Here is an 11,707-nt window from a genome sequence, read left to right as displayed (position 1 = left end):
CGCTTTTCACTTCACCTTCGGCTGCGTGTAATGCGCTGCCCCCCGCGGGGGGCAGGGAGCTACACGCAGTGAGCGGCCGTGGGGGCACTTCCAGTCATGACTGAATTGCGCAACGTCGAAGCCGACCTGTACCGCTTTCGCACGCGCGTGCTGGTGGCGGGCCTGGTGGTGCTGTGCGCCTTTGCCCTGCTGGCGATGCGGCTTGTTTACCTGCAGGTATACCGCCACGAGGACCTGAGCGACCAGGCAGAGAACAACCGCACGGCCATCGTGCCCATCGTGCCCAACCGGGGCCTGATTCTGGACCGCAACGGCGTGGTGCTGGCGAGCAACTACTCGGCTTACACGCTGGAGATCACGCCCTCCAAGGTCGGCAACCTGGAGGAAACCATCACCGCGCTGGAGAAGCTCGTGGACATCCAGCCGCGCGACAAGCGGCGCTTCAAGCGCCTGCGCGAAGAGGCGAAAAACTTTGAATCCCTGCCCATACGCACGCGCCTGAGCGACGCGGAAGTGGCCCGGTTTACTGCGCAGCGCTTTCGCTTTCCCGGCGTCGACATCAAGGCACGGCTGTTCCGCAGCTATCCCTACGGCGAACTGGCCAGCCATGTGGTGGGCTACATAGGCCGCATCAACCAGGCGGAAAAGGAAAAAATCGACGACAGCGACGATGAGGGCAATTACCGCGGCACCGACTACATCGGCAAGCTGGGGGTGGAGCAGAGTTTCGAGCAGCAGCTGCACGGCACCACCGGCGTCGAGCAGATGGAAACCTCGGCGGGCGGGCGCGCCGTGCGCAGGCTGGCCAGCAATCCCGCCACGCCCGGCAACACCGTGATGCTGTCTTTGGACATCGGCCTGCAAAAACTGGTGGAGGACATGTTCGGCTCGCGGCGCGGCGCGCTGGTGGCGCTGGACCCGAAAACCGGCGAGGTGCTGGCGTTTGTCAGCAAGCCGACCTTTGATCCCAACCTGTTTGTGGACGGCATCGACCAGGAGAGCTGGCAGGCCTTGAATGAATCGCTCGACAAGCCGCTGCTGAACCGGGCGCTGCGCGGCACCTACCCGCCGGGCTCGACCTACAAGCCCTTCATGGCCATGGCCGCCTTGCAGACCGGCAAGCGCTCACCCACGGCCTTGGTCAACGACCCGGGCTTTTACATGTTTGGCGGCCACCGCTTCGGCAGCCCCGAGAACGAGCGCGGCGGCATCATGGACATGAACCGCGCCATTGTCGAGTCCAGCAATGTGTATTTCTACTCGCTGGCCAACGAACTGGGCGTGGAAGCCATTCACGACTTCATGGCGCCGCTGGGCTTTGGGCAGATCACCGGTATAGACATCAACGGCGAAGTGCGCGGGGTGCTGCCCAACCAGGCCTGGAAGCGCGGCTATTTCAAACGCGCCGCGCAGCAGAAGTGGTTCGCCGGGGAGACCATCTCGCTGGGCATTGGCCAGGGCTACAACAGCTTCACCATGCTGCAGCTGGCGCAGGCCACCGCCGCGCTGGCCAACAACGGCATCAAGCACAAGCCACGCCTGGTGATGGCGACGCAGGACACCGTGACCGGCGCGCTGCATCCGCTGCCGGCCGATCCACCGGTTGATCTGGGCTTCAAGCCCGAGAACGTGGCGGTCGTGCGCAAGGCCCTGGTGGGCGTGACGCAGGGGGGGACCTCCACCCGGGTGTTTGCCGGTGCGGCTTACCTCTCAGGCGGCAAGACCGGCACGGCGCAGGCGGTGACCATAGGCCAGAAAGAAAAATACAACAAGGCCAGGCTGGAAGAGCACCAGCGCGACCACGCGCTGTACATGGCGTTTGCACCGGCCGACAACCCCAAGATCGCGCTGGCGGTGATCGTGGAAAACGCCGGCTGGGGGGCCGGCGTGGCGGCACCGATCGCGCGGCGGGTGTTTGATTACGTGCTGATGGGCCAGTACCCCAGCGAGGAAGACATGGTGGCGGTGCAAAAGGGGCTGGCCGCTGCTCCCATAGGCAAGCCGCGCCGCGCGGCCGACATGGTCGGCCTGCTGGCCGCCGACGGTGCCGGCGCTGCGCCGCAGGCCGCCACGGAAAAAGGGCTTGAGGTGGCCAAAACCGCCAAGGCGGCCCTGGCCGAAGCCACCGGCAAACCGGCGCAGCCGGCGCCACCAGCGCCTCTGCCAGGCGCCAAGCCGGATTAGGGCGCGAACAAGGGCCCGAACGGCCGCTGCTGCCGGGCCCGGCTATTTCAGGAAGGCGTCAAACCCGGTTTTCAGGATTAGCGCGCTGACCACCAGGATAAACACCACGCGCACAAATGCGGCACCATGCCTGAGCGCCATGCGCGTGCCCATCAGGCTGTCCGGCAAGACGCAGGCGTGGCGTGGTGACCGGCCTCAAGCCGTGGCGCGTTCGACGATGGTAAAGCCGATATCAACGATGGGCTGGGCGATGGCATGGCCCTCGGCGCGGTCAATGATGTAGTGCGCCGCCGTCTGGCCAATGCGGGTGCCGTCAATGCGCACCGTGGTCAGCGCCGGCTGCAGGCTGGCGGCAAATTCCAGATCCCCCAGCCCCACGATGGCCAACTGCTGGGGCACGGCCAAGCCGCGTGCCTGAGCCTCGATGAGCACGCCCAGCGCCAGCATGTCGGAACTGCAGAACACCGCATCGATGCCGCTGGCGCGGGCCAACAGATCCGACAGCCCGGCCCGGCCAGAGGCGAGGGTGGCGGGGGCGGGTGCGAGATAAACCGGCAGTTCGGCCTCCCAACCCAGGGTGCGGGCCATGCGCTGGAAGCCAGCGGCCCGCCGCTGTGCCCGCTCGTCGCCGCCACAGATCAGTGCCGGCCGGCGGTAACCCCGCTGCTGCAGGTAGGCGCATGCCGAGGCGCCGATTTCCTCGTTCGAGAAGCCGACCAGCATGTCGATCGGTGTGGGCGTCAAGTCCCAGGTTTCCACCACCGGGATGCCCGAGGCGAGCAACTGGCGGCGGCCGGCGGCAGAGTGCATGATGCCGGTGAGCACGATGCCGTCAGGTCGGCGGCGGATGATGGCGTCGAGCAGTGCATCTTCGCGTGATTCGTTGTAGCCGCTTTGTCCAATCATCAGTTGGTAGCCATGAGCGTCCAGCGTCTGGTTGAGCGACTGGATGGTCTCCTGGAACACCGGTCCCACCAGCGTGGGCAGCACCGCCGCGACCAGGCGCGCACGCGATGAACGCAGGCCGCCAGCCATGCCGTTGGGCACAAAACCCGTGCGGCGCACCACTTCCAGCACCTGGGCCAGCAGTGCGGGTGATACCCGCTCCGGATGGTTGAGGGCGCGCGAAACCGTCATGGCGGACACTCCGGCGAGCCGGGCGATATCGTGAACAGTGAAGGCTTGCGACATGGAGAGATTGTGTACCAGAAAGCCGGACCATTCAGTCATGATTGTTATCAATAACAATGTTGGTAAACAAGCCGGTACACCGCCATTTTCTTGCGAAACAAGCCTAAATATAGGGGTAAACCCTCTGTTTTCTAGTGAGGCATGGGCGCTAGTATTACCCGGTATGTTAACGATAACAGAAGAAAATCTCGCACCATCCAGTTCCAGGTCGCACCATGCCATGGTCCGCTAAACCCTACACAGCAAGAAAGAGGCAAGACATATGAAGCTCCATTCCAATACTTTGCGCCCATCCATCGTGCCGCGTCCTGTCAAAGCCGCCTTCGGCGTGGGCGTGCTGGGCCTGGCCGCTGCCGTGCTGCCTGCCGCCGCGTTCGCTGACATCCGCGTCATGTGCTACCAGGATGGCAATGAATGCGACGTCACGGCCGAGCTCATCAAGCGTTATGAAGCCCAGCATGCCGGCGCCAAGGTGATCCTGGACGTGGTGCCCTACAAGACGGTCGTCGAGCAGTTGCCGATCCAGCTCGCTGCGGGGCAGGGGCCCGACATCGCGCGCGTGGCCGAAATCGGCGGCCTGTCGAAGAACTACCTCGACATAGGCCCCTACGTGAAAGACCGCAAGTACTGGGAAGCCAACTTCGGCAGCACCCTGCCCTGGATGCGCAACAAGGCGGGCGACAAGGGCATCTACGGCTTCCTGTCGCAGCTGACCATGACCGGCCCGTTCGTCAACAAGACGCTGTTTGAACAAGCCAAGGTGCCAATGCCCGGCCCGAAAGCCACTTGGGAAGAGTGGGTGGACGCCAGCCGCAAAGTGGCCAAGGCAACCCAGACGCCGGCGGCCATGGCCTGGGACCGTTCCGGCCACCGCTTCGCCGGACCGGCCATCAGCTACGGCGCCAAGATTTTCGACGCCAAGGGCAACCTGGCATTGGACCCGGGCTACAAGACCGCGGTGGGCAAGTTCGTCGGCTGGCACAAGGACGGCACCATGCTCAAGGACGTGTGGGGCGGCTCGGGTGGCTCCAGCTATGCCGACACCGTGGGCGAGTTCAAGAACGGCCGGCTGGTGATGATCCTGTCGGGCTCCTGGCAGATCAACCGCATGCAAAAAGAAATCGGCAATGCGTTCGACTGGGTGGCCGCGCCCAATCCGTGCGGCCCGGCCGCCTGCTCCGGCATGCCCGGCGGCGCCGCCTGGGTGGCCTTGAAGACCACCAAGTCGCCCAAGGAGGTGGGCCAGTTCCTCGACTTCATGGCGCAGGAAGCCAACGTCGCCGAATTCGTCTCCCGGACCAACAACATCCCGGCCCACGCGGGTGTCGCCAAGAAGGGCGTGAGCTACCCCTCCGCAGGTCCTGCGGCGCAAGCGGCGCTCGGCGTATTCACCAGCGGCACCGCAACGCTGGCGCCGGCGGCCTATGCCCTGCAGGGCTACAAGTACAACCGCGCCCTGATGCTGCCCACCGTGACCCGCGTCACCCAGGCCATCGTGGGTGAAATCAGCGTGGACGAAGCCGTCACCAAGATCAGCGCGGACATGACCGAAGCGGTCAAGCAGGCCGAGAAATGAACGGGAGCAAAAGCCCGATGCATGGCGGGCCCGGTCGGGGTGATGGATAGGAGTCGGTATGTCGGTGTTTTCCAGCCTGCTGGGCTTTTGCTTCAACCTGTTCGAGCCGGTCTTCCGGCTGGGCCAGAAATGGCTCGGTGCCTCGCGCATCGGCTGGCTCTTCGTCGGGCCCAACCTGGTGGTGATCAGCATCTTCACCTTCCTGCCGATCGTGGTGAACCTCGTGTACGTGGTCACTGGCGGCGTGAATCTGCTGCCCACGCAGCGCCCATTCACCGGACTGGAGAATTTCTCCATCCTGCTCGAATGCCGCGACTACGCCGACCTGCAGACCTGCCGCACCGACATTTTCTGGCGCTCTATCTTCAACACCGTCCAGTTCAGCCTGATGCAAGTGATGTTGATGGTGTTCTTCTCGCTGGTGACGGCCCTGGTGCTGAACCGCAAGATCATCGGCCGCGGCTTCTGGCGCGGCGTGTTCTTCTATCCCGTACTGCTGTCGCCCGTGGTGGTGGCGCTGATCTGGAAATGGCTGCTGCAAAGCCAGGGTGTGTTCAACGCCGGCCTGGTGGCCATGGGGAGCACGCCGATGGACTGGCTGCTGGACCGCCAGTGGGCCTTCTTCTGGGTGGTGGTGGTGTCGATCTGGGCCCACATGGGTTTCTACACCCTGATCCTGCTGGCCGGCCTGCAGGCCATCCCGAAGGACGTGTACGAGGCCGCCGAGATGGATGCCGCCCCGCCGTGGCGCGTGTTGACGCGCATCACCCTGCCGCTGCTGATGCCCAACCTGATCGTGGTGCTGGTGCTGGTGATGATCCGCGCGGTGCAAACCTTTGACGAAGCCTTCGTGCTCACCGGCGGCGGCCCGGGCTCGGCCACCACCTTCATCGTGCAGTACATCTACCAGACGGGTTTTGCCGAGCAGATCCACCTCTACGGCCTGGCGGCTGCGGCCTCGCTGATCCTGGCCGTCGGCCTGATGGGCCTGACCTTGGCGCAGCTGCGGCTGTCCAAGGCCGGCGACGCCGGCAAAGTGAAGAAATAAGCGAGAAACAAGGATCGAGCGATGGCGAATTTCCTCACCCGTACCCGCGGCCGCAACCGTTTGCACTGGACGGACTGGCTGTCCTACGCCTACCTGCTGATGGGCCTGATCGTGATGTTCGGCCCGGTGCTGTGGCTGGTCATGTCGTCTTTCAAGACCGAAAGCGCGCTGACCCAGTTCCCTCCGAGTTTCCTGCCCTACAGCCAGAAAGAGGTGGTGGTGGCCGGCCACGAGAAACCCCTGCCGCTGTTCCTGGCCAAGGACGAGCAAGGCCAGACGCGTGAACTGGCCCAGGTGCGCCGCATCGGCATCATGGCCACCATGGTCGACCCGCAGCAGCCGCAGACCGAAATCCGCGTCAACATCAATGACCGCCAGCCGGTCAATGCGCTCAAGTTCGCGGGCGGCAACTACACCGAGCTGTTCGGCAAGTTCGCCTTCGGCACCTACCTGTGGAACAGCGTGTTCATCACCGTGGTCGCCACCCTCATCACGCTGCTGTTCAACTCGATGGCGGCCTTCGCGCTGTCCAAATACCAGTTCACCGGCCAGAAGACGGTGTTCGTGCTGATCATCGCCACCCTGATGATCCCGCCCACCATCATCCTGGTGCCGGCCTTCCTGGTGATCTCGGGCATGGGCCTGCTGAACAACCTGTGGGGCGTGATCCTGCCTGCCGTGGCCACGCCCACCGGCGTGTTCCTGCTGCGCCAGTACATGTTGACCATTCCCGACGAACTGCTGGAGGCCGCGCGCATGGACAACGCCAGCGAATGGCGCATCTACTGGAAGATCATCCTGCCGCTGGCCGCGCCGGCCATGGCGGTGCTGGCCATCTTCTCCTTCATGTGGCGCTGGAACGACTTCCTCTGGCCGTTGATCGTGCTGTCCAAGTCGGAACATTTCACCCTGCAGCTCGCGCTCAACGCCTTCCAGGGCGAACTCAACACGCAGTGGCATTACCTGCTGGCCATGACCGTCATCACCTTGATCCCGATCAGCCTGGTCTTCACCTTTTTGCAGAAGTACATCGCCACCGGCATCGCCAGCGCCGGTGTGAAGTAACTCCATTCCTGAATCAACCGTGCACTTTGTCGCCTTCGCCTGCCGTACGTCTGTACTGTCTGCGCTTCGGCTTCGCGTTCACGATTGATTGAGAAACGGAACAACCCCCATAGGACTTTCTCGTGGCTACTCTTGAACTCGCCAGCGTCGTCAAAACCTTCGACAAGACCACCATCATCCATGGTGTGGACCTGACCGTTTCCGACGGTGAATTCGTGGTCTTCGTCGGCCCCTCGGGCTGCGGAAAATCCACGCTGCTGCGCATCATCTCGGGGCTGGAGCCGGCCAGCAGCGGCGACATCCGCATCGACGGCCAGCGTGTCAACGAGGTCTCGGCCGCGCACCGCGGCTGCTCCATGGTGTTCCAGTCCTATGCGCTGTACCCGCACATGAGCGTCTACGACAACATGGCCTTCGGCCTGGAGAACCTGGGCGTGGCCAAGTCGGTCATCGAAAGCAAGGTCAACGCCGCCGCCACCATGCTGCAACTCGCGCCGCTGCTGCAGCGCAAGCCGACCCAGCTCTCGGGCGGCCAGCGCCAGCGCGTGGCCATCGGCCGCTCCATTGTGCGTGAGCCGAAACTGTTCCTGTTCGACGAACCCCTGTCCAACCTGGACGCCGAGCTGCGCGTGTCCATGCGCGCGGAGATCCGCGACCTGCACGCCCGCCTGGGCGCCACCATGGTCTACGTCACCCACGACCAGGTCGAGGCCATGACCATGGCCGACAAGATCGTGGTCCTGCGCGCCGGCCGCATCGAGCAGGTCGGCTCGCCGCTGGAGCTGTACAACCGGCCCTGCAACCAGTTCGTGGCCGGCTTCATCGGCAGCCCGCGCATGAACTTCGTGCCGGTGGCGCAGATGCCCGGCGCCAAGCCCGGCACACACACCGTGGGCATCCGCCCGGAACACGCGCAGCTGGTCCAGGACGGTCCTCTGCAGATGACGGTGTCGCAGGTCGAGCAACTGGGCAGCACCAGCATCCTGCACGGCCACGTGGTGGCCGACGGGCCTTTCGAACTCATCCTGAACGGCCAGACCTCCATCCAGCGCGGCGACACCGTCAAGGTGAGCGCGCCCGCGGAACACCTGCATTATTTCGACCAGAACGGCCTGCGTCTTTGAGCGTCACGCCTCCACCAAATCCTGAGAAGCCGACCATGCGCCTCGACCAAGCTCCCGTATTCGCCCTGCAATCGCGCAGCGGCAACCACCTCGTCCTGAACAGCGCCGGCGGCGCCGTGGCCCACATCTGGGTGCTTGAAGAAGACATCGTGCGCGTACTGGTGCTGCCGCAAGGCCAGTTGCAGATGCCGCGCACCTGGACGGTCGCGCCGGGCCTGGAAAATCTGCCCGTCGAAGGCCGCGACCGCTTCGATGTGAGTGGCTTTTCCCTGCCGACCTTCGAACTGACACAAGACGCCGCGCAGCTGCGCATCACCACCAAGTCGGTCCGCTTGACCATCGCGCTCGAAGGCTTCTTCTGCCGCTGGGAAAGCCAGCACCACGGCCAGTGGCAAGCCACCGCCGCCGACCGTCCCACCCAGAGCTACAACTTCGGCTGGTGGGACGAGCGCGTCTACCACTACCTGCAGCGCGATCGCGGCGAGGCCTATTTCGGCCTGGGGGAACGCGCCGGCGACGCCAACCGCGCCGGCCAGCGCTACCGCATGTGCAACCTCGACCCCATGGGTTACAGCGCGCGCAGCACCGACCCGTTGTACAAGCACATCCCGTTCTACATCACCCGCAAGGGCGTCGAGCAGGACGCGGGCCTGTCGAGCCTGTGTTATGGCCTGTTCTACGACACCCTGTCCGACTGCAGCTTCGACATGGGCCGCGAGATGGACAACTACCACGGCCACTACCGCTACTTCGTGGCCGACCACGGCGACCTCGACCTCTACTACATCGCCGGTGCCGACCCGGCCGCGATCACCCGCCGCTACACCTGGCTCACCGGCCGGCCGATCTTTCCGCCGCGCTACGCGCTCGGCTACTCCGGCTCGACCATGAGTTATACCGACGCGCCGAACGCGCAGGAGCGCATGGGGGAGTTCCTCGAGCGCTGCGCGGAGCACGACATCCCCTGTGATTCGTTTCACCTCTCCTCGGGCTACACCTCCATCGGCCCCGGCCGCTACGTGTTCCACTGGAACCGCGAGAAATTCCCCGATCCGGCGCGCTTCGTGCAGAGCTACCTCGACCGCGGCGTGCGCCTGGTGCCCAACATCAAGCCCGCGCTGCTGCGCGACCACCCGCGCTTCGAAGAGGCCAGGCAGGCCGGCCTGCTGGTGCAGGACCCGGACGGGCAGCCCACCGCCGTGCAGTTCTGGGACGGCACCGGCGCCTACCTCGACTTCACCAACCCCGCGACCATCGCCTGGTGGAAGCGGCAGGTCACCGAGCAGCTGCTCCAGTTCGGCATTCCCGCCACCTGGAACGACAACAACGAATTCGAGATCTGGAGCGACCAGGCGCGAGTCCACGGCTTCGGCACGCCGCGCGCGGCGCGCGAAGCCCGGCCACTGCAGACCCTGCTGATGATGCAGGCCTCGCACGCCGCACAAACCGAATTCGCACCGCAAGACCGGCCCTACCTCGTGTCGCGCTCGGGCGCGGCCGGCATGCAGCGTTATGTGCAGACCTGGTCGGGCGACAACTACACCGCCTGGGAAACCCTGCGCTACAACATCCGCATGGGCCTGGGCCTGGCCATGTCGGGCGTGTCCAACACCGGGCACGACATCGGCGGCTTCTCAGGCCCCGCGCCCGGCCCCGAGCTGCTGGTACGCTGGGTGCAGTACGGCATCTTCCTGCCGCGCTTCAGCATTCATTCATGGAACGACGATAAGACCGTGAACGAACCCTGGATGTACCCCGAGGTCACGCCCCAGGTCCGCGAGTTGATCCACCTGCGCTGCCGGCTCATGCCCTACCTGTACGACCTGGTGTGGCGCTACCACAGCGCCTACGAGCCCATCATCCGGCCGACCTACCACGACTTCCCCGAAGACGCGCGCTGCTTCGATGAAAACGACGACATGCTGCTCGGCCCCAACCTGCTGGTGGCGGCCGTGGTGGAGCCCGGCCAGCACGAGCGCCGGGTGTGGCTGCCCGGCACCGGGGGCTGGTACGACTGGCACAGCGCCCGCTACCTGGCCGCTGGCCAGTGGGTGAGCCTGGACGCACCGCTGGACGGCCCGCCGCCGCTGCTGGCGCGCGAAGGCTGCGCCGTGCCGCTCAACTTGGGCGAAATCCATTTCGGGCAGATCGAGGACCTGCGCGGCTTCCAGGTGTTTCCGTACCAGGGCGAGGGTCAGTTCGAGGCCACGTGTTTTGAAGACGACGGCCTCACGCAGGCCTGGCGCGGCGGGGCTTATGGGCAGTGGCGCCTGCAGGTGACGTGCACGCCTCAGCGCCTGCACATTGCCGTCGCCCGGGAAGGCGCACGGCCACCCGTGCAAGACAGTCTGGTGCTGCGACTGCCCGCAGCCGGGGCGCGCATGCTCAGCTTTGCAGGGGCCACGCTGGTGCAGGACGCCACCGAGGGCCCGTGGCGGCAACTGACCCTGAAGCTGTAGGCAACCCAGGCTCAGCGCAGGAACGCGTCGTAGCCGGTCTTCAAAATCAGTGCGCTGACCACCAGGATAAACACCAAGCGTACAAAACTCGCGCCATGCCTGAGCGCCAGCCGCGTGCCCAGCAGGCTGCCCGCCACATTGGCCACGGCCATGGTCAGGGCGAAATGCCACCAGACATGGCCCTTGTACGCAAACAGCGCCAGCGCCGCCAGGTTGGTGGCCGTGTTGAGCAGCTTGGCCGAGGCCGAGGCGTTCAGGAAGTCATAGCCCAGCCAGCGCACGAACAAAAAAACGAAAAAGCTGCCGGTGCCGGGGCCGAAAAAGCCGTCGTAAAAGCCCAGCAGCAGGCCAATGCAGCAGGCCGCAGCCGTTTCGGCGCGGCCGGTGAAGCGCGGCGTGTGGTGGCGGCCCAGCTCCTTTTTCACCAGCGTGTAGGCCAGCACCGCCAGCAAGACAAAGGGCAGGGCCTTGCGTAAAAAGCCCGGCGAGATGACGGTCACCAGCCAGGCACCGGCCAGCGAGCCGCAAAATCCCGCCGCGGCGGCCGGCAGCAGCGCAGCCCAGCGCATGTTGACACGCCGGGCATATTGGACCGTGGCCACGCCGGTGCCCCAAATGGAGGCCCCCTTGTTCACGCCAAACAGGGTGGCGGGGTGCGTGGTGGGAAAGACGGCAAACAGGGTGGGCACCAGAATCAGGCCGCCGCCGCCCACGATGGCATCCACAAAACCGGCCAGCAGGGAGGCGAACGAGACAAAGAATAATTCCATGCCGGGGATTGTCTCACTCCCTCCAGGGGGCTATTTGCTGCACTATTGATAGCTGGTGACGCCCGTAAATAAAGGGCTGCTGGCCTTTTTAGGTGAAACAGGCGGTGCCATGGCTGAATCCTGGCGGGCATAAAAAAAGCGCTGGGGTTACCAGCGCTTTTGTCAAAAAAACACCTCGTGGAATGTTTGTTTGCTTGTGTAATTGCTTTTAATGTCTCCTCGGCTCCTCGCGTTGCGAGCAGCAGGGCTCGTCAGCAAGACCTCCAATGTAGCGCCACGCACTGGCTTAG

At 64.7% G+C, this 11,707-nt stretch carries 8 protein-coding genes and 1 pseudogene; 6 read left to right on the top strand and 3 right to left on the bottom strand.

Features of this window, described 5'->3' with window-relative positions:
* Nucleotides 1–96 precede the first annotated feature (96 nt).
* Nucleotides 97–2,184, top strand: coding sequence for a penicillin-binding protein 2 (mrdA, locus tag PJE01S_RS18720; RefSeq protein WP_068835174.1), 2,088 nt, complete (start codon nucleotides 97–99; stop codon nucleotides 2,182–2,184).
* Between the two features lie 42 nt (nucleotides 2,185–2,226).
* Here mrdA and PJE01S_RS25280 read toward each other — a convergent pair.
* Both PJE01S_RS25280 and PJE01S_RS18715 read right to left on the bottom strand, forming a co-directional pair.
* Nucleotides 2,227–2,343, bottom strand: a pseudogene (locus PJE01S_RS25280) (sulfite exporter TauE/SafE family protein); the annotation flags it as partial.
* A gap of 36 nt (nucleotides 2,344–2,379) precedes the next feature.
* Nucleotides 2,380–3,414 (bottom strand): LacI family DNA-binding transcriptional regulator, encoded by a 1,035-nt coding sequence (locus PJE01S_RS18715; RefSeq protein WP_068835173.1) that lies wholly within the window; start codon nucleotides 3,412–3,414, stop codon nucleotides 2,380–2,382.
* Between the two features lie 223 nt (nucleotides 3,415–3,637).
* Between PJE01S_RS18715 and PJE01S_RS18710 the strand changes: the two genes are divergently transcribed.
* From PJE01S_RS18710 to PJE01S_RS18690, 5 genes are all read left to right on the top strand, one after another.
* Nucleotides 3,638–4,951, top strand: coding sequence for an ABC transporter substrate-binding protein (locus PJE01S_RS18710; protein WP_245660852.1), 1,314 nt, complete (start codon nucleotides 3,638–3,640; stop codon nucleotides 4,949–4,951).
* Nucleotides 4,952–5,009: 58 nt separating this feature from the next.
* The gene (locus PJE01S_RS18705; protein WP_084389631.1) at nucleotides 5,010–5,999 is read left to right on the top strand and encodes a carbohydrate ABC transporter permease; all 990 of its coding nucleotides are present in this window, start codon (nucleotides 5,010–5,012) and stop codon (nucleotides 5,997–5,999) included.
* Nucleotides 6,000–6,020: 21 nt separating this feature from the next.
* On the top strand, nucleotides 6,021–7,064 hold the full coding sequence (locus PJE01S_RS18700; RefSeq protein WP_068835172.1) for a carbohydrate ABC transporter permease: 1,044 nt from the start codon (nucleotides 6,021–6,023) through the stop codon (nucleotides 7,062–7,064).
* Nucleotides 7,065–7,186: 122 nt separating this feature from the next.
* Entirely contained in the window at nucleotides 7,187–8,188 is a 1,002-nt protein-coding gene (locus PJE01S_RS18695) for an ABC transporter ATP-binding protein (RefSeq protein ID WP_068835171.1), read from the top strand.
* A gap of 35 nt (nucleotides 8,189–8,223) precedes the next feature.
* Nucleotides 8,224–10,647, top strand: coding sequence for a glycoside hydrolase family 31 protein (locus PJE01S_RS18690; RefSeq protein WP_068835170.1), 2,424 nt, complete (start codon nucleotides 8,224–8,226; stop codon nucleotides 10,645–10,647).
* Between the two features lie 11 nt (nucleotides 10,648–10,658).
* Here the strand turns inward: PJE01S_RS18690 and PJE01S_RS18685 are convergent, their stop codons facing one another.
* On the bottom strand, nucleotides 10,659–11,417 hold the full coding sequence (locus PJE01S_RS18685; RefSeq protein WP_068835169.1) for a sulfite exporter TauE/SafE family protein: 759 nt from the start codon (nucleotides 11,415–11,417) through the stop codon (nucleotides 10,659–10,661).
* Nucleotides 11,418–11,707: the final 290 nt, after the last annotated feature.

It is taken from the genome of Polaromonas jejuensis NBRC 106434 (assembly GCF_001598235.1).
GTDB lineage: Bacteria > Pseudomonadota > Gammaproteobacteria > Burkholderiales > Burkholderiaceae_C > Polaromonas > Polaromonas jejuensis.
Note: the sequence above shows the minus strand (reverse complement) of the source record. Positions and strands in the feature narration are given on the sequence as shown.

Bases quoted from the DNA above. Each gene is read 5' to 3' on its own strand.
- PJE01S_RS18710 (WP_245660852.1), top strand. From the start codon at position 3,638: ATGAAGCTCCATTCCAATACTTTGCGCCCATCCATCGTGCCGCGTCCT.
- PJE01S_RS18690 (WP_068835170.1), top strand. From the start codon at position 8,224: ATGCGCCTCGACCAAGCTCCCGTATTCGCCCTGCAATCGCGCAGCGGC.
- PJE01S_RS18685 (WP_068835169.1), bottom strand. From the start codon at position 11,417: ATGGAATTATTCTTTGTCTCGTTCGCCTCCCTGCTGGCCGGTTTTGTG.
- mrdA (WP_068835174.1), top strand. From the start codon at position 97: ATGACTGAATTGCGCAACGTCGAAGCCGACCTGTACCGCTTTCGCACG.
- PJE01S_RS18700 (WP_068835172.1), top strand. From the start codon at position 6,021: ATGGCGAATTTCCTCACCCGTACCCGCGGCCGCAACCGTTTGCACTGG.
- PJE01S_RS18705 (WP_084389631.1), top strand. From the start codon at position 5,010: ATGTCGGTGTTTTCCAGCCTGCTGGGCTTTTGCTTCAACCTGTTCGAG.
- PJE01S_RS18715 (WP_068835173.1), bottom strand. From the start codon at position 3,414: ATGACTGAATGGTCCGGCTTTCTGGTACACAATCTCTCCATGTCGCAA.